Annotated in this window: 17 protein-coding genes; 6 read left to right on the top strand and 11 right to left on the bottom strand. The window is 55.4% G+C overall.

Going from position 1 to position 23149, the window contains the following annotated elements; all coding sequences use genetic code 11:
* Positions 1-34 precede the first annotated feature (34 nt).
* Positions 35-238, top strand: coding sequence for a hypothetical protein (locus tag PYL13_RS06060; protein ID WP_250983020.1), 204 nt, complete (start codon positions 35-37; stop codon positions 236-238).
* A 1-nt stretch (position 239) separates the two neighbouring features.
* Here the strand turns inward: PYL13_RS06060 and blaOXA are convergent, their stop codons facing one another.
* Positions 240-1055 (bottom strand): class D beta-lactamase, encoded by an 816-nt coding sequence (blaOXA, locus tag PYL13_RS06055; protein WP_259145511.1) that lies wholly within the window; start codon positions 1053-1055, stop codon positions 240-242.
* Between the two features lie 268 nt (positions 1056-1323).
* On the opposite strand from blaOXA, the gene PYL13_RS06050 reads away from it, so the two are divergent.
* The 3 genes from PYL13_RS06050 (at position 1324) to PYL13_RS06040 (ending at position 3885) form a co-directional block, all read left to right on the top strand.
* Positions 1324-2616, top strand: coding sequence for an Hsp70 family protein (locus tag PYL13_RS06050; RefSeq protein ID WP_259145512.1), 1293 nt, complete (start codon positions 1324-1326; stop codon positions 2614-2616).
* 52 nt (positions 2617-2668) lie between these two features.
* Positions 2669-3541, top strand: a complete 873-nt coding sequence (locus PYL13_RS06045; protein ID WP_275640753.1) for a uracil-DNA glycosylase — start codon at positions 2669-2671, stop codon at positions 3539-3541.
* A 152-nt stretch (positions 3542-3693) separates the two neighbouring features.
* Positions 3694-3885 (top strand): hypothetical protein, encoded by a 192-nt coding sequence (locus PYL13_RS06040; protein WP_192487344.1) that lies wholly within the window; start codon positions 3694-3696, stop codon positions 3883-3885.
* Positions 3886-4027: 142 nt separating this feature from the next.
* Here the strand turns inward: PYL13_RS06040 and PYL13_RS06035 are convergent, their stop codons facing one another.
* Entirely contained in the window at positions 4028-4912 is an 885-nt protein-coding gene (locus PYL13_RS06035) for a hypothetical protein (protein WP_275640752.1), read from the bottom strand.
* Positions 4913-5195: 283 nt separating this feature from the next.
* Positions 5196-6134 carry a DMT family transporter gene (locus tag PYL13_RS06030; RefSeq protein ID WP_250983025.1) on the bottom strand — a complete coding sequence of 313 codons (939 nt, stop codon included), beginning with the start codon at positions 6132-6134 and terminating at the stop codon, positions 5196-5198.
* Between the two features lie 568 nt (positions 6135-6702).
* On the opposite strand from PYL13_RS06030, the gene pepN reads away from it, so the two are divergent.
* Together pepN and PYL13_RS06020 are read left to right on the top strand one after the other, a co-directional pair.
* Positions 6703-9351 (top strand): aminopeptidase N, encoded by a 2649-nt coding sequence (gene pepN / locus PYL13_RS06025; protein WP_275640751.1) that lies wholly within the window; start codon positions 6703-6705, stop codon positions 9349-9351.
* A 327-nt stretch (positions 9352-9678) separates the two neighbouring features.
* The gene (locus PYL13_RS06020; RefSeq protein WP_250983027.1) at positions 9679-12018 is read left to right on the top strand and encodes a PAS domain-containing sensor histidine kinase; all 2340 of its coding nucleotides are present in this window, start codon (positions 9679-9681) and stop codon (positions 12016-12018) included.
* Positions 12019-12032: 14 nt separating this feature from the next.
* On the opposite strand, the gene PYL13_RS06015 is transcribed toward PYL13_RS06020, so the two are convergent.
* From PYL13_RS06015 to ccmI, 8 genes are all read right to left on the bottom strand, one after another.
* Positions 12033-15002, bottom strand: coding sequence for a bifunctional [glutamine synthetase] adenylyltransferase/[glutamine synthetase]-adenylyl-L-tyrosine phosphorylase (locus tag PYL13_RS06015; RefSeq protein ID WP_441296627.1), 2970 nt, complete (start codon positions 15000-15002; stop codon positions 12033-12035).
* A gap of 81 nt (positions 15003-15083) precedes the next feature.
* Complete coding sequence (locus PYL13_RS06010) at positions 15084-16493, bottom strand: sensor histidine kinase (protein WP_275640750.1); 1410 nt, start codon at positions 16491-16493, stop codon at positions 15084-15086.
* 9 nt (positions 16494-16502) lie between these two features.
* The gene (locus PYL13_RS06005; RefSeq protein WP_275640749.1) at positions 16503-17261 is read right to left on the bottom strand and encodes a response regulator transcription factor; all 759 of its coding nucleotides are present in this window, start codon (positions 17259-17261) and stop codon (positions 16503-16505) included.
* Positions 17262-17322: 61 nt separating this feature from the next.
* A complete protein-coding gene (locus tag PYL13_RS06000) occupies positions 17323-18885 on the bottom strand; it encodes a Do family serine endopeptidase (protein WP_192487337.1) in 1563 nt (520 codons plus the stop codon).
* A 147-nt stretch (positions 18886-19032) separates the two neighbouring features.
* Entirely contained in the window at positions 19033-19494 is a 462-nt protein-coding gene (locus PYL13_RS05995; protein WP_250983030.1) for a cytochrome c-type biogenesis protein, read from the bottom strand.
* A complete protein-coding gene (locus PYL13_RS05990; RefSeq protein WP_275640748.1) occupies positions 19491-21482 on the bottom strand; it encodes a heme lyase CcmF/NrfE family subunit in 1992 nt (663 codons plus the stop codon). The genes PYL13_RS05995 and PYL13_RS05990 overlap by 4 nt, the downstream gene beginning before the upstream one ends.
* Positions 21479-21946 carry a cytochrome c maturation protein CcmE gene (gene ccmE / locus PYL13_RS05985; protein ID WP_192487334.1) on the bottom strand — a complete coding sequence of 156 codons (468 nt, stop codon included), beginning with the start codon at positions 21944-21946 and terminating at the stop codon, positions 21479-21481. The genes PYL13_RS05990 and ccmE overlap by 4 nt, the downstream gene beginning before the upstream one ends.
* The gene (ccmI, locus tag PYL13_RS05980; protein ID WP_275641378.1) at positions 21943-23130 is read right to left on the bottom strand and encodes a c-type cytochrome biogenesis protein CcmI; all 1188 of its coding nucleotides are present in this window, start codon (positions 23128-23130) and stop codon (positions 21943-21945) included. Before ccmI ends, ccmE begins: the two co-directional genes overlap by 4 nt.
* Positions 23131-23149 lie beyond the last annotated feature (19 nt).

Below are 23149 nucleotides of genomic sequence, written 5' to 3'. Positions count from 1 at the left end.
TATGATAGAGACCTTGTCTCTTTCGGGGTTTATCATGCAGGTGCTTCGAATTTCGCTGACCGTCCTTGGGGTTCTTCTAACGCTTATCGGCGCAATCTGGATTGGGCAGGGTAGCGGTTATTTCCCCTACCCCGCCTCCAGCTTCATGATCAATCAAAGCCCATGGATGTTGCGCGGCGCACTTTTGGCGATTGCCGGGCTGGCCATGATCTTCGTGGCACGGCGCTTTATCCGCTAAATTATTTCACCAGCTTTGGCAGATCGGCAATCAGCGCGTCACGGGTCGCAAAGCTGATCGGTTCCTTGGTTGTCCATTCCCGGACATTCAGCGTGGCAAAGACCACCCGCTGATCGCCCTTTTCTGCCCAGCCGACAAACCAGCCAAGCCAGTTATTACCATCCGCCTTGCCGACCTTGTTGCGAATACGACCGGAACCGGTTTTACCGTGGATCAACCAGCCATCAGCGGCGGTAAATTGCGGGATGATCGCCTTTGTATTGTCATAGGCTTGTTTGGAGGCCGGTATTTTTCCACTCACGAAGCGGCGCATGAAATCGACCTGCTGATCAGGAGAAATCCTCAGCGATGACATTAGCCAGGATTCCGTCAGCCCATCCGTATGACCGGGTACGCCTTTGACATCGGCATTGCCATACTCGAATTCCTTGACGTATTCGGCAAACTTCTGCTTGCCGAGCTTTCGGGTAATTTCCTGCGAATACCAGACGATGGAATCCTTTTCCCAAATCGTCGGATCGACCGATTGCTGTTCGCGCTTCGGCCTTTTCCATTCGGCCTTGTAGTCCCATCGCGGCGTTGTGGCGTCCTTCAGAATGCCGGCATCATAACCCATGATCGCCAGAGGAAATTTGAAAGTCGATTGAGGTGCAAAGGCTTTATCGCAATCCCCCTCACGGTGCAGAGCCTGCCGGCTCGCCACATCCAGAATGACCGTGCAGTGAACCGGTTCTGCTGCACCGGCCGCACCAAAACTCAGACAAACGCCTGATACCAAACCAAAAAACAATGCCGAACGATAAAGTGTTTGCGTCATACGTCGCCCTCCTGATGCGCTTTACTCAAAACAACAAGCGCCGTGCGTTTCATCAAATCATGTCCATCCCCATCTTCGTATTGCGCCAACCGTCGTGGCTTTATTGCGGCATGACCTAAGAAAACGCATGCGCCATGCTTGCCATTCACAATCTCCTATGCGATCACCCGCCCTCTTCAAAAATCACAGGTGTCAATTGACGCCTTTTTATTTGCGGGACTGACATCGTTCAGTCCGGCCAGCTATTTTATCGACAAAGGATACCGCAATGGCACGGGCGCTCGGCCTCGACTTCGGCACGACCAACACGGTCATGGCTCTCTCTGAAAACGGCACGCAGAGCCGTTCCATGCAATTCAGCAGCATGGCCGGTGACACAGACAGCATGCGAACCGCACTTTCCTTTATGAAAGATCCGTCGCTTGGTGCTGCGGCATTGCACGTGGAAGCCGGTCAGGCCGCCATTCGCCAATTCATCGATCACGCCGGTGATTGCCGTTTCCTGCAGTCGATCAAGACATTTGCCGCCTCCTCGCTTTTCCAGGGCACGTTGATCTACGCCAAGCGCCAGACCTTCGAAGATTTGATGGAGGTTTTCCTACGCAAGCTGAAGACCTATGCAGGCGATAACTGGAACGGTGATATCGGCACCGTTGTAGCTGGTCGTCCCGTGCGGTTTGCCGGCTCCAACCCAAATGAAGACCTTGCCCTGCAGCGCTATAATGAAGCCTTGACGCGCATGGGTTTCCCAAACATCCACTATGTTTACGAGCCGGTGGCAGCCGCCTACTATTTTGCCCAGAGCCTCAAGAAAGATGCGAATGTTCTGGTCGCCGACTTCGGCGGCGGTACAACCGACTATTCACTCATTCGTTTTGAAACCAATGGCGGCCAGCTTTCGGCAAAACCGATCGGTCACTCCGGTGTCGGTGTTGCCGGCGACCATTTTGATTTTCGCATGATTGACAATCTGGTCTCGCCAGAGATCGGCAAAGGCAGCCAGTTCAAGAGCTTTGACAAGGTTCTCGATGTACCGGCCGGCTACTACGTCAATTTCGGCCGCTGGAACCAGCTGTCGATCTTCAAAACGTCAAAAGAATTCACCGATCTAAAATCACTGGTGCGTTCTGCTCTGGAGCCGGAAAAGCTGGAAATGTTCATCGATCTGGTTGAACATGACGAAGGTTATCCGCTCTATCAGGCCATTTCGGCCACCAAGATGGCACTGTCGCAGCATGAAGAGGCGGAGTTCAATTTCTCGCCGCTCGGAAAGTCCGGCCGCAAGACCGTGCGCCGCGCCGATTTTGACACCTGGATCAGCGACGATCTCGCCAAGATCGAAGATGCGCTCGACGAAGTCCTGACCAAGACCAACACCGATGCATCCAGCATCGACAAGGTCTTTCTGACAGGCGGCACATCCTTCGTTCCTGCGGTACGTAAAATCTTCACGCAGCGTTTCGACGCCGATAAGATTGAAAGCGGCGGAGAATTGCTGTCGATTGCGCACGGTCTGGCCATGATTGGCGAGAGTGGCGACATTGAGCGTTGGACGGCGTAACCAAAGACGCTTTTTACTTTGATCTACGCCGCCAGATCATTATGTTGACCTCATGATATCCGCAAATGACCTATCCCCTGCCGAACTCGCCGCGCTTCTGCATTTTCATGCAGATGCGGGCGTTGACTGGTTGCTGGAGGATACAGCCATTGACCGGTTTGCGGAGTTTGAGGCAAGCCGTGCCAAACAGCAGGTACGGCAGACGGACAACGCACGCTCCGGCCAAACGGCAGGACGGAGCGATGCCGGCAAACCATCTGCCACGACCGGTGGACGTCCGCCAGCGGCGGCACCCTCCATGCCTAATATGGCGGTGCCAGACGAACAGGCGGTGGCTGCGGCCCGATTTGCGGCCGAAAGTGCCCGTTCCCTGGAAGAGTTGAAAACTGCCCTTGAAAGCTTCAACGGATGCAATCTTAAAAACGGGGCGCGCAATACCGTGTTTGCGACGGGTACCCCGGGCTCCAAGGTCATGATCATTGGCCCGATGCCGGATGCGGATGACGACCGCGATGGTCTGCCTTTCTCTGGCAAGGCAGGCATGCTGCTCGACCGTATGCTGGCAGCGATCGATCTCGACCGCAATCAGATCGCACTTGCCAACACCGTGCCATGGCGCCCGCCGGGCAACCGCGCCCCTTCCGGGCCGGAAATGAACATTTGCCGCCCCTTCATCGAGCGGCAGATCGCGCTTTTTGAGCCGAAACTGCTGTTGCTTTTGGGCAACGTTACCGCGCGATTCTTCTTTGGCGGCACCGGCACCATCCACACAATGCGCGGTCAGTGGCGTGAAGTGCCCGTTGGCGGCGCGATTATTCCGGCACTTGCCAGCCTGCATCCGCAAGAATTACTCAATGCTCCAGCCAGTAAAGCATTGGCCTGGCAGGATTTATTGTCTTTCAAATCCCGTCTCGCTCAAATGTAAATGCTTGGTTTTTGACCATTGTAAACGTTTTATGAAAATAGCCATGCGGTTAACGCATAACAGCGCCGCATTTACCCTGATTGTCGAATCCGACGACCGCTGTCATAAGCACCTCATGTCTTGGGAGGAAATAGGTTTAAGGAACCAAGGCTATGACAACTCGCTTTCGTCCGGTTCACTCCGGCTTTGAAACACTCAGGCTCGCAGGGGTTGGCCCCCGCTCCAGTCAGGGTTACCACCGTTTCGGTTCGGCAACGAACGAACAAATTACCGCACGTGCCTATGCTGTTCAGCATGGTGTAACGCGCCCTTCGCAAGTTTTTGCGGATTTTCGTGCACGCTGATCCAACGGCGTCATGTTTTAAAAATTGTGTTACCGTGAGCGTTTTTCGACAGAAAGACGCTCTTTTGGTTTTTATGGGCTTTTTTTGGAAATAAAGCGCAATTAGCGCAGTGGTACCATCGACGGCCAGCAAGACCGCACAATCAGTCGCGGTTGACCTGCGGCAGCGTCATCTCATCACCGTGGCTTTCCACTACCGTCACGAATGCATTGTTGACATGAGCAATCTTTACAGCTTGCCAGCCGGCGTAGTCATGCAGAAACTGCTTCGATATCCACATACCAGAACGCGGCGCATCGTCTGACCAGCCTATCAACTCCATATCCATGGCCTTGCGCATCATGCGCTGGAAATGGGTACGCGACATCATGAACTCGGTCGCAAGTTCGGGAATGTTGACGTAGCCAATATCGATCCGTTTCTGGGTTATATCGGCATTTTTGATGCGGGCGATAAAATCATCGACCACCAGACCGCCACCCTCCGTCCACATGAACATTGCAACGTTCTCGGGCGGTTCGCGCCATTCCTTGGATTCGATGCAACTGCGAATGGCGCGTGGATGAGCAAGCCGGAACAATTGCGGTTGGCTGATCAGCCGCGCCGCGCGCATGCCGCCATCCATGCCATCCACCACCATCAGATTGCTAGCATACCAGCGGAACATCGCGCTTTCGGTTGTGTCCGTCGCGCGGTAACGACGCGGATAATAGCGGCCATTTTTACCGACTACTTCGATGAAGCGGTAGATTTCCAACTGCTCGAGAAAGTTCTGAACCGTGTTACGGCTGGCAATGCCATGGGGCGTGATCAAATCGCGCAGGGAGGCAATTGTTAGGCCAGCCTCGCCGTTTTCCAGATGCAACGCCATTCCGGCCTGACTTAACAACCAGCGTTGGTGGGCGGCCAGCATCTTGGCCATCCGTGGACCTTCCGCGAAGACGGCACGTAAAACCTGCGCCAGATCACTCAAGCCACTAACGAATGCCGGATGCTCTACAAGTTCAGCGGGCGTATATCTTTTCAAGATATCCTCCCGACATGAACGAACCTGGTAGTCTCACTATAATCACTGATTGAAGCATGCATCGCAATCATGAGCGTACAGGATAATACACTGACTGCAAAAGCAGCCCATGTACTTTACCACGCTCAACCCCATTTCCCGCTTTTGCCAGCCTGCAACACAAGCATTAGCAAAACTGCATTACCCTAGAATTGTCTTTTAACTAAATTTTAACAACCAGGACAACGGGTAACAGGTGCAATAGACAGTTATATTACAACTCCACGCATTTATGTGAAGAAAATCAGCCCTGTGGGGTTGAGGCTTTCTTGCTTGCCTTGCGGCTCAGGCCGAGACGATGTTCGCGGTAAATAATGAAGATACCGGCTGAGATGACGATAGCTGTTCCCACCAGCATGGTGAATGTCGGGATATCACCGAACATCACATAGGAAATCCCGATCCCGATGATGATTGAGCTGTATTCAAACGGCGCAATGGTCGAAACCTCGGCATGGCGGTAGCTTTCAGTCAGGAACAACTGCGCCACGCCACCAAATATACCACAGGCGATGAGCAGCGTCGTATCGGTGGCGCTGAGTGACACCCAACCGAATGGCAACGTAAACAGCGACAGCACAGCCCCGGTTATCGAGAAGTAGACAACTATAGTGGCGGTCTTTTCGCTGACGACCAACTGACGCACCTGGATCATCGCCATGCCTGCCAGCACTGCCGCCGCCATGACTGAGAGAGCGCCCATGCCTTCGCTGCTGCCAAAGCCACCTTCGCGTAGCAAAGTCAGCTTCGGAAACAGAATAACAATAACGCCGATCATGCCGACGAAAACGGCCGTCCAGCGATAGACCCTTACCTGTTCACGTAACAACACGGCGGCAAAAATGACCGCCATCAGCGGGGAGGCATAACCAAGCGCGATGGCATCGGGCATTGGCAGATGCACAAGGCCATAAAAACCACAGGCCATTGACAGGATGCCGAGAACGCCACGTTTGAAATGACCGAAAGGATGACGGGTATAAAAGGCACCTGGCAGATCCTTCAGCCAGGCAAGATAGATAAGAATGGGGACCAGCGCGAAGGCCGAGCGAAAAAAGGTAATCTGTCCCGCCGGAATATCCGCGCCTGCCGACTTGATGCAGGTCTGCATCATCAAAAACAGCATCACCGACAGCACCTTGAAGCTGATACCGCGAATTGGATTTATTGCTGCCACGCTCATCGGAATTGCACTCAGGACACCTGGAAAAACGCGCTATCGAAGCAAGCAGAGACGGCGGCGCACGGAAATGGATTTTACCTATAACCCATATTTGATCGCACTTTCATCAAAACGTGTTATCGAACCATGAATAGGCTTGGAAATTTACGGCAACTGTTGCGGCGCGTGTTTTGATCGTCGCTTTCAAGGCATTTTCCAGCGCGACATACGTTCGATGCTATGGCCAGGATATTGTCTCCGCCAACACAGTGAAAACGAAGTAAGCTTCGCGAAGAACTTGCTACCTGAGAGGTCAAGTCTGCTTCGACTTACTCGTCCATATAGATTTGCCAAATTATTATTCGGGCAAAGACATAATTTCAGTAATCGTTCAACATTTGATGTGAATATGTGCCAATGCGAGGCACATTCACTGGTTTTCCGTGAACAGATTGTCTGGCAGCTACTACGAAGGACATTATGTTTTTCGCCTTTCACATGATTGTGAATCTCAAAATTAATTTTACATTCGGGCGGCATGTTCCATGATGTCCGGTAGCGGCAGACATAAGTTCATTCAGGAATAGTCATGCGAACAGACACGGGCCAGATCGTTCACCTGGCAGATTACCGCCCAACAGATTTTGTTTTGGAACGGGTGGATCTCACCTTTGAACTCGACCCTGAAAACACCAAAGTCGAAGCGCGTCTGATTTTTCACCGGCGCGAAGGCGTCGATGCAAAAGCGCCGCTGGTACTGGATGGTGACGAGCTTGTTCTGTCCGGTCTGCTTCTGGATCAGATCGATGTTCCTGCTGCACAATATGACGCAACTCCGGAAAGCCTGACAATCCGTGATCTGCCGGAAAGCGAACCGTTCGAGATTTGCGTCACCAACTATATCAACCCGACATCCAATACCCAGTTGATGGGCCTTTACCGCACTGGCGGCATTTATTGCACGCAGTGTGAAGCAGAAGGCTTCCGTCGCATCACCTATTTTCCGGATCGTCCGGATGTATTGGCACCTTACACGATCACCATCATCTCGCAGAAAGAGGGTAATCCCCTACTGCTGTCGAACGGCAACTTTCTCGGTGGTGGCAATTACGACGAAGGCCGTCATTTCGCAGCCTGGTTCGACCCACACCCGAAGCCAAGCTATCTGTTTGCGCTTGTCGCAGGCGATCTCGGCGTTGTGGAAGATACATTCACAACCATGTCTGGCCGTGAAGTTACCCTGAAGATCTACGTCGAGCACGGCAAGGAGCCGCGCGCCACCTACGCCATGGATGCGCTGAAGCGCTCGATGAAGTGGGATGAAGACCGTTTCGGCCGCGAATACGATCTCGATATTTTTATGATCGTTGCCGTGTCTGACTTCAACATGGGCGCGATGGAGAACAAGGGTCTCAACGTATTCAACGACAAATACGTTCTGGCCGATCCTGAGACCGCCACCGATGCGGACTACGCCAATATCGAAGCGATCATCGCCCACGAATATTTTCACAACTGGACGGGCAACCGTATTACCTGCCGCGACTGGTTCCAACTGTGCCTGAAAGAAGGCCTGACCGTTTATCGCGATCATGAGTTCTCGGCCGACATGCGCTCGCGCGCCGTCAAGCGTATTGCAGAAGTGCGTCACCTGAAAGCGGAGCAGTTTCCGGAAGATGGCGGACCGCTCGCACACGCCGTTCGTCCAGAGAAATACCGCGAAATCAACAATTTCTACACGACGACGGTGTATGAAAAGGGCTCCGAAGTTACCCGGATGATTGCCACCCTGCTTGGTCAGGATGGTTTCAAGAAGGGTATGGACCTGTATTTCGAACGTCATGACGGCGATGCCGCCACCGTCGAAGACTTCGTGAAATGTTTCGAAGATGCCAGCGGTCGTGACCTGACACAGTTTTCGCTGTGGTACCGTCAGGCCGGCACGCCGCTTGTCAGCGTATCCACTGCTTACGACGCGGCAGCGAATAAATTTACCCTGTCTCTTGAGCAGACAACTCCGCCAACACCCGGTCAGCAGAACAAAGAGCCGATGCATATTCCGCTCAGCACCGCGCTGCTGCTGGACAATGGCCAGATTGCCGAGCCGACACAGGTCGAGGGTGGCGAGTTTTCCAACGGCGTGATCCACCTGACCGAGCGCTCGCAGACGTTCGTGTTCTCCGGCATTTCGCCTCGCCCGGTTGTTTCGCTTAACCGCAGCTTCTCAGCACCGATCAACCTGCATTTCGACCAGACACCTGCCGACCTCGTGCATATTGCTCGCAATGACGCAGACCTGTTCTCGCGCTGGCAGGCGATTACCGACCTTGCACTGCCAAACCTGATTGAAGCCGTGGCATCGGTCAAACAGGGCAAGGCTGTCAGCTTTGCACCGGACCTGATTACCGCGCTGTTGGAAATCGCATCCGACGACAGTCTGGAACCTGCCTTCAGAGCGCAGGCGCTGGCGCTGCCAAGTGAATCCGACATTGCCCGTGAACTTGGCCGGGACAATGATCCCGACGCCATTCACAAAGCACGTGGCGAAGTTTTGGCGATCATCGCGCAGGGTGGCCAGGAGACCTTTGTCCGCCTGGCGGAAGACATGCGCACCGAAGGCGAATTTACGCCAGATGCAGCCAGTGCCGGACGCCGTGCCCTGCGCAACAGTGCTTTGCTCTACCTGTCTTACGCCGAAAAAGATCCGGCACGGGCAGCAGAAGCCTTCCGCACTGCCAGCAACATGACTGACCTTGCCCATGCCCTGACCGTCCTTGCGCACCGCTTTCCTGCGGCGACCGAGACCGCAGAAGCGCTGGCATCGTTTGAAACACGCTTTGCCAACAACGCACTTGTTATCGACAAGTGGTTTGCCATTCAGGCCACCATTCCCGGCCACGACGCGCTGGACCGCGTAAAGAAGTTGATGCAGTCGAAGCACTTCATTGCAGGCAACCCGAACCGCGTTCGCTCGCTTGTCGGCAACTTTGCCTTTGCAAACGCCACCGGTTTCAATCGCCCTGATGGTGAAGCCTACGCTTTCATTGCCGAGCAGATCATTGAAATCGATAAGAAAAACCCGCAGCTTGCTGCGCGTATTCTGACATGCATGCGCTCATGGCGGTCTCTCGAGGCCGGCCGGGCTGACAAGGCACGTTCTGCCCTGATGAAAATTGAGCACGCACCAGCGCTTTCCACTGATGTGCGTGACATCGTTGAGAGGACTCTCAAAGGCTGATTGAGAGTTTCTTTTGCAAAAAAGGCTGGAGCTTCTCCGGCCTTTTTTGTTTTAAAACAGCATTTCGCAACCGACCGCAGACAAGAGTAAAAAACCTTGAGTCGGTTCAAGGGGTTAATAATCTTTTAACCAAAGCCTCTGGACAACACACAAAGCCTTTGATTCATTAGGGTAGATTCGAGCGGCGGTGCTTTGGATCAGCGCATTGGTCTTGGGGATCTGAACAGATCTTGAGAGTGGGCTATGCGGCTTTTCAAATTGTGACAGCGTCCTGATTTGCGACATGAATGGCGCGGCGCTGTAATCGAGGGACATCAAGGCGGGACAATGACGAACGTGCGGCGGGCGACTGCGGGCGATGAGCGACCGTATGCCAAATTTTCTGATTTTTCAGTCTGGAGCGAGCAGCTATCAAGCAATTTGATAGGGCTGGTTCACGGATCTCCGCGTCAGCTGCCGCAGGTGGAGACGACGCTCAAGCGTCTCATTCCCATACTCATCACAGCCTTCCTCGTTGTGGTCGCTGCGTCACGCACGCTTGGCATCATGGCAGAGTATAACCGAATGGACGATGCCGCCCGGCAGTCCACGGCTCTAATCGCCATAACCTCCCGCTCCGTATTGTCTGAAAATGCCGCCCCGCTTTCATTTCAGAACCGCCTGCAAGCTGAACAGAAACTCTCTGCCGCATTTCCCGAAGGCAGCATGGGTGGCGATACCTTCGTTTTGCTGTCTGACGCCTCAGGCAAAGTCTTTGCAACTTCCAGCGTGGCCTCTTCGATCTATATCGGCACCAGCCTGACAAATCTCCTGCCGGAAATTGCAATTGTGCGCCGTTTTGCCGGCGCACCCGGCACGATCGAGACCAATATTGACGGCACGCCACATTACGCCACGATGATGCCAATCGGCACCGAGGGCGGCATGGTGATTGCAGCGCAGTCGCTGGAGTCCATCCGCTCGTTCTGGCGGCAGGAAATTGCCATGAACGTCACGTTGTTCGCCGGCATTTCCTCGATCCTCATTGTGATCCTTTATGCCTATTACATGCAGGTCAAACGGGCGCGTGAAGCCGACGAGATCTTCCTGGAATCCAATCTGCGCGTTGATACGGCGCTGTCGCGCGGCCGCTGTGGTCTGTGGGATTTCGATCTCGCCAACCGCCGCATGTTCTGGTCCAGTTCGCTTTATGAGATGCTCGGACTGCCGCCGCGCAACAAGCCGCTATCGTTCAGCGACGTTGCCCGCATGATGCACCCTCAGGACGGCAATCTCTACGCACTTGCCCGTGCTGTTGCCGGACACGAACTTAACCAGATCGACCAGATTTTCCGGATCAAACACGCAAAAGGTCACTATGTTTGGATGCGCGCCCGCGCGCAGGTCATCCGCACCGTGACCGGCCGTACCCATGTCATCGGCATTGTGATGGATGTGACTGAGCAGCATCGTCTGGCGCAACGTTATGCGGAAGCTGACCAGCGCCTTGCAGATGCGATTGAATGTACCTCTGAAGCCTTTGTTCTCTGGGATAAAAATGACCGCCTGGTGATGTGTAACGCCCACTTCCAGCAGGCCTATGGTCTGCCAGATAGCGTCCTTATTCCCGGCACCGAACGTTCCGCTGTCAACGCTGCGGCGGCGCGCCCTGTTGTCGAACGACGTATTGCCGATGGCGACCAGTCCGGTCTTTCCCGTACAACAGAAGTACAGCTTGCCGATGAGCGCTGGCTGCAGATCAATGAGCGCCGGACCCGTGACGGTGGCCTCGTTTCGGTTGGTACCGATATTACCCTTCTCAAGCGCCATCAGGAACGGTTGCGTGATTCTGAAAAGCGGTTGATGGCGACGATTGGCGACCTCTCAGCCTCCCGCCACACGCTTGAACGACAGAAGTCTGAATTGTCTCTGGCAAACGCCAACTACCAGGCGGAAAAAGACCGCGCCGAAGCGGCCAACAAGGCCAAGTCAGAATTCCTTGCCAATATGAGCCATGAGTTGCGCACGCCGTTGAATGCTATTCTCGGCTTCTCGGAAATTCTGGTGAACGAGATGTTCGGTCCGGTCGGATCGCCGAAATACCAGGAATATTCTCATGACATCTACGACAGCGGCAAACATCTGCTGAATGTCATCAACGACATTCTCGACATGTCGAAGATCGAAGCCGGGCATATGCGTATCAACCCGGAAAATATCGACCTTGCGCCACTAATTGATGAAGCTCTGCGCCTGACCTCCATTCAGGCCGAACAGAAGAGCATCTCAATTGAACAGCGCATCTGCACCGGCCTGACAATGACGGGTGATCGCCGCGCCATGAAGCAGATTTTCCTCAATCTTCTCTCGAATGCGGTGAAGTTTACGGAAGAAGGTGGCCGAATTGCCCTACGCACCCATGTCCATCAGGGTGCATTGATGCTGACGATTGCCGATACGGGCATCGGTATTCCCACCAAGTCGTTGCACAAGATCGGCCAGCCGTTTGAACAGGTGCAAAGCCAATACGCCAAAAGCAAGGGCGGCTCAGGTCTCGGCCTGGCAATCTCACGCTCGCTTGTCCACCTGCATGGCGGCACGATGAAGATCCGCTCCTGCGAGGGCAAGGGCACTGTCGTTACCCTGATTATCCCTCACGTCCAGCCACGTGGATGCAGGCTGCATTGACCCGGATGCAACTGTCATCCACCGTTCTTGACCAACGCATTGAAGGTTTTCCGAACAGTTTTCGACAGGCGCTTCACTTCACCTTCAAGCGTTGCAATGTCTGGGCATTCGCCTGCACGGCAGACCAGATCGATCAGCCCCGCCGGGGCCTCCTTCGGTTCAAAACGGCTATCGATGCACAGGCGGATGATCTGCGACAACGCCGTCCATAGCCGCATGGCTTTCAGGCAATCGTCAAAGGCTGACGGCTCCATCGCCCCAACTGCCTGCGCGTCCAGCACGTCATAGGTGCTTTGGCCAAGCAGCGGCAATTCCTGCCCCTTGGTGACGGTGACGAGCAGCAGGAATTGCGCCATGAACTCCAGATCGATCTGACCACCGGGGATCAGCTTGAGATCCCAAATGTCAGCCGGTGGCTTTTCCTGTTCGATCAGCGTGCGCATTTCCTTTACATCGGCGGCAATTTTGCTGATTTCGCGCTTCTGCGACAGGATCGAACGAATGATGGTTGCTGCATCCAGTCTCAGGCTTGGGTCACCGCAGAGAGGGCGGGCGCGTGACAGTGCCATGTGTTCCCAGGTCCAGGCTTCCTCGCGCTGGTACTTTTCGAAAGCGGAAAGACGCGTTGCCACCGGCCCCTTGTTGCCGGACGGGCGCAGGCGCATGTCGACTTCATAAAGGACACCCTCTGCCGTCGGCGCAGACAGCGCAGCGATAAGCCGCTGGGTGATGCGGGTGAAATAACGCACAGCATCCAGCGGTTTTTCGCCGTCAGATGCGGTTGCACTGTCATCGTAGTCATAGAGCAGGATCAGGTCGACGTCGGAGCCTGCAGTCAGCTCGAAGCTACCGAGTTTCCCCATACCGAGCACAGCCACGCGACCACCAGGGAAACGGCCATGCGCCTGCTCTATCTGCTCCAGAACAGCATTGAGGGCTGATTCAATCACGAGGTCCGCAAGGTGTGTAAACGCTCGTGCCGCCATCTCTCCACGGATCGCGCCTGTCAGAAGCCGCACACCGATCAGGAAACGCTGCTCGGCGGCAAAGATACGCAACCGGTCAAGAATGTCCTCATAATGCTGGGCAGGCGCCAGGAAGCCAGCCATACGGCCTGCCAGATATTCACGTGTCGGAATATCGTTCATCAGGCCGGGATCGAGCATGCCATCAAACACATGCGGACGCGAGGCAATGATATCTGCCAGTCGCGGCGCGGACGACATGATAGTGACCAACAGTGACAACAGGGCGGGATTGTTACCGAGCAGCGAAAACAGCTGGATGCCGGCTGGCAGGCCGGACAGGAAGTTGTCAAACCGCAGCAAAGCCTCATCGGCGCGTTTGCTTTCGCCAAAGGCTTTCAGCAATTGCGGTGTCAGTTCTGTCAATCGCTCGCGTGCCTCAACCGACTGCGTGGAGCGATAGCGGCCATTGTGCCATGTGCGGATGACACGCGAAATGTCCTGTGGCCGTTCAAAGCCCAGTTTGCTGAGGGTCTGCAATGTGTCTGGGTCGTCCTTTTGGCCGGTGAACACCAGATTGCCCGAACCGATGGAAAGACGAGTCTCCTGCTCGAACAGTTCGGAATACTGTTTTTCGACCCGACGCAGCACCTCTTCCAATCGGCTGGAAAATGTTTTGGTGTCGGCAAAACCAAACATGAAGGCAATGCGCTTCAGTTCAGCCTCGCTGTCCGGCAGTGTATGAAGCTGCTCATCGCGGACCATCTGGATGCGGTGTTCGATTTCTCTCAGGAACCAGTAGGCATCGATCAGCTCGTCGCGGGTATCAGCATCAATCCATTTCGCCGTGGTCAGCTCATTCAACGCCGGTTCGGTGGCACGAACGCGAAGGGCCGGCATGCGGCCGCCGGCGATCAATTGCTGGGTCTGGGCAAAAAACTCGATCTCGCGAATACCACCGCGACCAAGTTTGACATTATGGCCTTTGACGGCGATAGCGCCGTGGCCCTTATGGGCATGGATCTGCCGCTTGATGGAGTGAATATCGGCGATCGCGGCGTAATCGAGATATTTACGGAACACGAAGGGTGTCAGTTCACGCAGGAAGTTCTCACCTGCCTTGATGTCGCCCGCCACCGGCCGTGCCTTGATATAGGCGGCACGTTCCCAGTTCTGTCCCCTGCCCTCGTAATAAAGAAGAGCTGCCTCAACCGGAATGGCAAGCGGCGTTGAGCCTGGATCAGGACGCAGACGCAGGTCCGTGCGGAAGACATAACCGTCACCGGTACGTTCCTGCATGATGCGGATAAGGCGGCGCATCAGGCGCCCGAAGGTTTCAGTCGCCTCAAGCGGATCCGCCACGATACCGGCCGATGGTTCAAAGAAGATCACCGCATCAATATCGGAGGAGTAGTTAAGCTCTCGCGCACCGAGTTTACCCATGCCAAGCACGACAAGGCCGGATTTTTCCGATGGCGCATCGGGATTGCTGAGTTGCAACTTGCCCGCCTGATGGGCCGACAGTAGCAGAAAGTCGATAGCGGCAGACAGGGCCGCATCGGCCATGTCGCTTAACCAGCGCACCGTGTCACGGGCGGTATAAATACGGGCGAGATCGGCTAGGGCAACGATGAAGGACAATCGACGCTTGGCAATGCGCAGCCGTGTCATCACGTCGCTTTCGCTTGGGAAAGCACCTTCTGCATCGGCACGCCAGCAATTGCGTGCATCATCGACAAGCTTTTGTAGCGTGGCGTCGAGCGGCTCACTGATTGCCAAAGTCAGCAATCCGTCATCCATGGTCGCCATATCGCGCAGGTAGGGCGAGAGCGTGAAGGCATTGGCAATAAAGTCTTTTAAAGGCATCTCAGTCGCCAGAAGGCTGGCAACGGCCGGTTCATTTTTGGCGATGTCCTTTAAAATGGAAAAAACGGATTTCAGCTCCGTCTGCGTGTAGGGACGGATGATATCCGCCGCGACAGCATCCAGCCGGTTCTGCGTTGTCTTGTCCTGCAGCAATGTCTCTCTCCCTTGTCGATACTTTTCTGCCGCCGGTTCCACGCAAATGGAATCGGCTTAGTATCGTTCAATGGCGGGAGTTTAGGGATTTGAAACGGGAAAGACCATCGAAACAGTAAGCCCCGGACATGCCGCACCGAGAGGATTGGTATCAGACAGTTCCAATGTGCCGCCATGCAGTTCCATCACCGCTTCCACCAGTGACAGGCCAAGGCCAGTGCCGGGCTTGGAACGGCTTTCATCCAGACGGACGAAGCGCTTTTTCACCTCACCACGCTTATCGGCGGGAACACCCGGCCCGTCGTCGCTGACGGAGAGAACAATCTTCTGGTCTTTTTTGGCAAGGCTGACACGAATGCGTTTTTCGCCATCGCTTTCTGCGGAATATTTGATGGCGTTATCGATCAGGTTGGTCAAAGCTTGCCCGATAAGTTCGCGATTACCATTCAGCGAGATGCCCTGCTCTACCTCTGAAATCAAGGTCAGCCCGACCTCTTCGGCAACCGGCTCATAGAGTTCGGCGCTATCGGCCGCGATGGCGGAAATATCCACTTCCGTCATTTCGGCGGCGATTGAGCCAGCTTCAACACGAGAGATCATCAGCAGTGCATTGAAGGTGCGGATCAGCTGATCGGACTCACCGATAATGCCTTCAAGCGCGATCTTACGACTATCGTCATCCGGGCTACCGAGCGCGTCAGCAGCCTTGTTGCGCAGGCGCGTCAGCGGTGTCTTCAGGTCATGGGCGATATTGTCAGAGACCTGGCGCAGGCCTTCATTGAGCTTTTCAATACGTCCCAGCATGGCGTTGAGGGAACTGGACAGCCGGTCAAATTCATCACCGGAGCGACCCTCCGGCAGACGCTGTGACAGATCACCCGCCATGATCTTCTTGCTGGCGGCAGACATGCGGTCGATACGCTTCAACGCATTGCGCCCGATGGCAAACCAGATGACCAGTGCACCAATACCCATGATGGCAAGTGCCACCATCAGCGCATTGCGAACCAGCAGACGCAGCTTGGTGGGTTCACCCAGATCGCGGCCGATCAGGATCCGCATGCTGTTATCAAGGAAAAATACGTGGCCTGCGGCCAGATGCTTTACGCTATCGCCACTTTCCGAATAACGCTGGTAGCGGAACGGAAATCCGGTCCAGCCTTCCTTGTCGAAGATACCAGGCTGCACCGAGGCAACGTTGCCTGCAAGGATTTCGCCATTGGGGCCAGCGATCACGTAGAGATTGGCGCCCGGCTGGCGCGCACGCCGCTCGAGCATGCGCAGCATGGGGTTGATGCCACCGCGCTCATAGGCGCGCTGGACCTCAAGCACTTCCTGCACCAGCGAGTCTCTCGTCTGCTGGTTTAGCAGACGTTCGGACAGCGCTGTAACGTAGAAAACAAGAAATGCCGCGCACAGGGCAACAAGAAGAATGTAAAGCGCAGAAAGACGAACCGCCGTCGATCTCTGAAGAAGCCAGAAACCAGCCATAATGCAGGCTTACCCTTCGTCTTTAATCATGTAACCCGCGCCGCGGATGGTTTTCAGCAAAGGCTTCTCGAAGTCCTTTTCGATCTTGGAGCGCAGGCGGGATACGTGCACATCGATCACATTGGTCTGCGGGTCGAAATGATAGTCCCAGACGTTTTCCAGAAGCATGGTTCTGGTGACGACCTGACCGGCATTCTTCATCAGATATTCAAGCAGCCGGAATTCACGGGGCTGCAACAGGATTTCCTTGCCGTTGCGGCGTACGTCATGGGACAGGCGATCCAGTTCCAGATCACCGACACGATAGACCATATCCTGTTCAGGCTTGCCCTTGCGGCGCCCAAGCACTTCGATACGAGCCAATAATTCGCTGAATGCATAAGGCTTCGGCAGGTAGTCGTCACCGCCGGCACGCAGGCCCGTGACACGGTCATCGACCTGGCCGAGAGCCGAAAGAATAAGAACCGGTGTTTCAATGCCCCGACGGCGCAGCTCGCTGATGACCGACAGGCCATCACGGCGCGGCAACATACGGTCAATGACCATAACGTCATAGGTATTCTCGCAGCCCATGAACAGGCCGCTTTCGCCATCACTGGCATGGTCGGCCACAATCCCGGCTTCGCGGAATGCCTTGGTCATGTAGGCCGCAGCTTCAAGGTCGTCTTCAATAACAAGAATCTTCATGTGCGGCACATTAGCGCCGTCCGCCTTTTCCGCACAACTGGAAACAGCTGAGGCAGTGGTATCCTGAAGCTTGATATCCATAAGAAACCTCCTGAAAAGGAAATGCCGGGGCACGAACGCCCCGGCACACGTTCAAACGGGCTTAGCCAGCATCGATATCGAGAGCGACGAAGCGACTGCCGTTTTCGGTCTGGATCTGGAACAGAGCCTTGGAGCGGCCGTCTTTTTTGGCCTGTTCAAGGATTTTTTCCACATCAGCCGCAGAGCTGACCTGCTGGTTGTTGACGGAGGTGATCGTTTCACCGGTCTTGAGGCCACGGGTTGCGGCATCGGAATCCGGATCAACGTCCGTGATGCTCAGTCCCTTGCCATCTTCAGCCGGAGCGACCGTCACACCAAGGCTTGCAAGTGCCTTTTCGCTGGATGGCTGCTGTTCATTGCCCTGCGAGGTGCTTGGCGTTGTCGGGGAAGCCTCATCGCTGGAAAGGTCACCCAGTGTTACGGTGACGGGCTGAGACTTGCCGTCGCGCCACAGGGAGATTTCAACCTTGGTGTTTGGCGCCAATGCACCAATCTTGCGGGACAGATCGCGGGCGTCCTTGATGGTGTCGCCATTGACGGCAGTGATGATGTCACCCTGCTTGATGCCAGCCTTGTCGCCAGGCGAGCCGGCCTGTGGTGCAACGACCAGAGCACCACTTGCTTCGGACAGACCAAGCGATTCCGCAATGTCTTTGCTGACCGGCTGGATCTGAACGCCGAGCCAACCGCGCTCTACCTTGCCGTCCTTCATCAGGTCAGCAACGACGTCTTTGGCGACGGCTGCCGGAATAGCGAAGGCAATACCGACGTTACCGCCGGATGGCGAAAAGATCGCGGTGTTGATACCGACAACTTGACCATTGAGGTTGAAGGCAGGACCACCGGAGTTACCGCGGTTAACCGCAGCGTCGATCTGCAGGTAGTCGTCGTATGGGCCAGAACCGATGTCACGGCCGCGGGCAGAGATGATGCCCGAGGTGACCGTACCGCCGAGACCGAACGGGTTACCAACGGCGACAACCCAGTCACCAACGCGCACCTTGCTGTCATCGGCAAACTGAACATAGGTGAACTTGCGGTTCACATCGACCTTCAGCACGGCCAGATCGGTCCGGCTGTCCTTACCGACCAGCTTGGCATCATATTCGGTGCCATCATTCATTACGACGGTGAAGGCAGCGCCATCATCGACAACGTGGTTATTGGTGACGATGTAACCATCCTCAGAGATGAAGAAGCCGGAACCCTGCGAGGTTGGACGAAGTGCGCCCTTGCCAGGTCCACGGCGGTTCGGTGCGCGGTCTGCATGATCGCGGTCACCGGGTGTTGGGCCGCCGAATTCACGGAAGAAACGCTTCAACGGATGGTCGTCAGGAAGCTGGTCGAGACCACGACCGCCAAAGTTGAAGGAAAAGTTGCTGTTGTCGTCAGAGGCTGGCTGGACATTGGTCTGCACACGCACCGAAACAACGGCCGGGGAAACGGCATCAACCACGTTTGCAAAGCTTGCAACCTGCGGCGCGTTAACCTCGACTGGGGCAGCCAAGGACTGACCAACATGGAGTGGGAGACCGGTGGCCAGCATCACGGCAGCCAGACCCGCAACAGTTGATGTCTTGAGCGCGGTGTTTACGGAAATGCGTCCGGTTAAATTCTTCAGCATGGAGGTACCTTCTTTCATCATTCAAACTGGAGCCCGTTAGCGGGAAGCGGTGGATGATGAAGATATAGGAGCTCTCACCTTACAATCAGGTGTCTGCTGCATGAAAAATCGGTAATGTTGGTGCTGGCCAGTCTTTCAGGAAAAGGGTCAGTCCTGTTTTTCCAGCAGTGAGCGGATTTTCGCTTCCTCGTCAGAAGACAATTTCTGCTGTGTGGGCAGTGTATTACGCCGTCTGGCAAAAACCAGCAGCGATGTGACGCCAGCCAGCGTCAGCAGGATAGGTGCGCCCCACAACAACACGGTACGAGCGCTGAAACGTGGCTTGAGAAGCACGAATTCGCCGTAACGGGACACAACATAAGCAATCACGTCCTGATCGCTGTCGCCGCTGACCAGACGTTCCCGCACCAGCACGCGCAGATCGCGGGCCAGTTCTGCGTTCGAATCATCGATGGACTGATTCTGGCACACCATACAGCGCAGTTGCGCCGAAAGATTTCTTGCGCGCTCTTCCAGAACAGGATCGCTCAAGATTTCATCCGGCAGAACCGCCATGGCAGGGACTGTCGAAAACAGCAGAAGCACGGCGACGACGAGACTGCGGATCATTCGGCCGCCTCCAGTGCTGGTGTCTTGACCGGTTTGACCTTGCGCGTGGGCGCCCCCACCCGCAGCCTGCGGTCACTCAGAGACATGAAGCCGCCGGCCATCATGAACAGCGTACCGCCCCAGATGCACAGAATGAATGGTTTCCACCAGACACGCACGACAATGCCACCATTTTCGGTGAGATCACCAAGCGAGACGTAAAGCTGGCTGAGGCCGAAGGTCAGAATGCCCGCTTCAGTGGTTGGCATACGTCGTGCGGTGTAAAGCCGCTTGGACGACCAAACGTCAGCAACCATCACACCGCCCTTCAAAATGTTGAAGTGGCCACGATCTTCGGTAAAGTTCGGGCCGGCAGCACTGCGCATGCCGTCAAAAACCAGCGTATACCCCCCGGCTTCGGTGACCATGCCCGGTTTCATTTCCAGCACATGTTCGGTTTCGTAAGTGGTCACGATGACGATGCCGAGAACCGTGATGCCAAGGCCCATATGGGCAAGAGCCGTACCGAATGCGGAGCGTGGCAAACCTTTCAGACGGCGGAAAGCAATGCCGAAGGCCAGCTTGCCAAAGTTGGCGCGGTACCAGAGGTCGGTAAAGGCACCGATGATCAGGAAGAAACCGGCGGCAATACCCAGCGCCGCCATAACCGGGCCGCCATTTTCCACGTACCACAGAACAAGACCGACCAAGAAAGCAAGTGAGGCTGCAACATAGAGCCGCTGCAGGGCACCCAGCGCATCACCGCGTTTCCAGGCCAGCAACGGCCCAAATGGTGTGATGATGAGGATCGGTACCATCAGAAGGCCGAACGTCAGATTGAAGAATGGAGCACCGACCGAAATCTTTTCACCGGTCAAGGTTTCCAGAACCAGCGGATAAAGCGTGCCGGTCAAAACCGTTGCGGTGGCAACCGTCAGGACAAGGTTGTTGAGGACAAGCGCACCTTCGCGCGAAATCGGCGCGAACATGCCACCCGCCTTCAACATCGGTGCCCGCCAGGCAAACAGCGCAAACGCACCACCGATAAACACGGTCAGAATGCCGAGGATGAAGATACCGCGGCTTGGATCGGTCGCGAAGGCGTGGACCGAGGTCAACACACCGGAACGCACCAGGAAGGTCCCCAGCAGCGATAGCGAGAAGGTCATGATGGCAAGAAGCACCGTCCAGATTTTCAGCGCTTCGCGTTTTTCCATGACGATTGCCGAATGAAGCAGTGCCGTACCGGCAAGCCATGGCATGAAGGACGCGTTTTCAACCGGGTCCCAGAACCACCAGCCGCCCCAACCGAGCTCGTAATAGGCCCAGTAAGAACCCATGGAAATGCCTGCCGTCAGAAAGGTCCATGCGGCCAGCGTCCATGGACGCACCCAGCGCGCCCAGGCGGCGTCGATGCGACCGTCCAACAAGGCAGCTACAGCAAAGGAGAAACAGACGGAAAAGCCGACATAACCGAGATAGAGAAGCGGCGGATGGATCGCCAGACCGAAGTCCTGCAGGATCGGATTGAGGTCCTGGCCTTCGGCTGGCGCCGGATCAAGTCGTTCGAACGGGTTCGAAGTCAGCAGAATGAACAGCAGGAAAGCGAGAGTAATCCACGCCTGAACTGCCAGCACGTTGGCCTTGAGCGTATCCGGCAGGTTGCGGCCGTAAATGGCGACCAGCGCGCTGAAGAAGGTGATAATCAGCAACCACAGCATCATCGAGCCTTCATGGTTGCCCCAAACGCCAGTGAGCTTGTAGAGCATTGGCATCATCGAATGCGAGTTCTGGTAGACATTGGCGACCGAGAAGTCGGACACCGCATAGGCTCTGGTGAGCGCTGCAAAAGAAAGGCTGACCAGCAGGAACAACATGATGGAGCCGAGGCTTCCGATATCCATCAGTGCCACATCGTTACGACGCGCGCCAATCACCGGCAGGATCGACACGATCAAGGCGACAGCCAATGCAAGCACCAGCGAATAGTGGCCGACCTCGGTAATCATTGCTTTGCTCCACTTGCGGCTTCTTCCTCACCATGCTGCCACAGACCCTGTTTTTTCAGACCGTCGGCAACTTCCTTGGGCATGTAGTTTTCATCATGTTTGGCCAAAACACTATCGGCCACGAACATGTGGCTTGCCGCATCAAACGAGCCCTCGGTGACAACGCCTTGTCCCTCGCGGAAAAGATCTGGAAGAATACCGGTATAGGTTACCGGTACGGTTGCCGAGCCATCGGTAACGTTGAAGCTGATCGTCGTGCCCTCGCCGCGCTTGACGGAGTTTTCACCCACCAGCCCGCCGAGACGAATGCGAGTGCCAGGTTCAACGGTGGTCTTGGCCAGATCAGACGGCATGTAAAAATAGGCAACGGCCTGCCCGAAGGCGAACATGACCAGCAGAACTGCGGCAATGATAAAACTGACCCCTCCGCCAATGATCGTCAGGCGTTTCTGCTTGCGTGTCATTGCGAAACTCCTTCAAGCGACAGTCCCAGCTCTTTTGCCAAAGCAACCAGCTGTTTTCCCTGTACGCCCTGTGCGGGGAATGATTTCAGGCCGGTTTTCAGAGCTTCCTGTGCCTTGGTCTCGTTCTTGAGCATGGCATAGGAACGGACCAGACGCATCCAGCCCTCAAAGTTGTCAGGATTTTCCTGCAGTCGTGCATCAAGGCTTTCCACCATGCCGAGGATCATCGCCTGACGGTCTTCGGTGTTCATGGTTTGCGCATTGGCGATATCTTCAGCGCTCGGATTGCCAAGCTGCTCACTACCCTGTGATTGTGCCTGACCCTGTGTCTGGGTTTGCGCCCTGTCGACAGTCGGTCCGTTGTCCTGTTTCAATGCTGCGATATGCTCATTGACCAGTGGCAGCCACGGCGAATCCGATTTGGAATCCTTCACCAATCCCTCAAAGGCGGCCAGTGCCTCCTGTTTTCTGCCCGCCTGCTCATAGGCAAGGCCAACATAAAAACGGGCGCGCGGATTGGTGGCGTCAAGGCGAAGGCCTTCTTCAAAGGCTGAGCGTGCATCTTCGGTGACGATACCGTCATTTGCCGCCACCAGCGTTTCTCCAAGACCAATCAGGCGGTCTGAGCTTGGCCCCTGGATACGGATGGCGTTGCGGTAGGCAAGCTCGGCATCACCCAAACGCATGGTGCGGAAGTAGATCGGTGCCAGAATGTCCCAACCTGCGCCATCCTCAGGGTTTTCCGCCAGATGACGTTCGGCCTTGGCGATCAGCAGCGACATGTTATTGCCTGGGTTTGCAAGACGTGCCTCTAGCGGCATGTCCGGTTTTTCCGGACTGCCGGTCAGCAAGTAAAGACAGAGACCAAAGGCAGGCAGCAGCACAGTGACAAATGCAGACGCAAACTTGTGGCTGCTTTGCACGCGGGCAGGCTTGTTCGCTTCCGTGGAACTTTTTGCATCAGCAGCCAGAAGCCGCCGGCCGATTTCCGCACGCGCATATTCCGCTTCGGAATCGCTTATCAGGCCGCCTTTACGCTCGCGTTCAAGTTCCGCGATCTGGTCCTTGTAAACAGCAACTTCACCGCTCTCTGTTGCCTCCAGCACTTCGGCCTTGCGCATCAGGGGGTACATGAGGACAACAGCCACGGCTGCCGTCAGTATGGCGACGATAATCCAGAACATAATGCCCATTACTCGAAGG

It is taken from the genome of Agrobacterium sp. Azo12 (assembly GCF_029193765.2).
GTDB lineage: Bacteria > Pseudomonadota > Alphaproteobacteria > Rhizobiales > Rhizobiaceae > Agrobacterium.
This window is presented reverse-complemented; position numbering and strand designations above follow the sequence as displayed.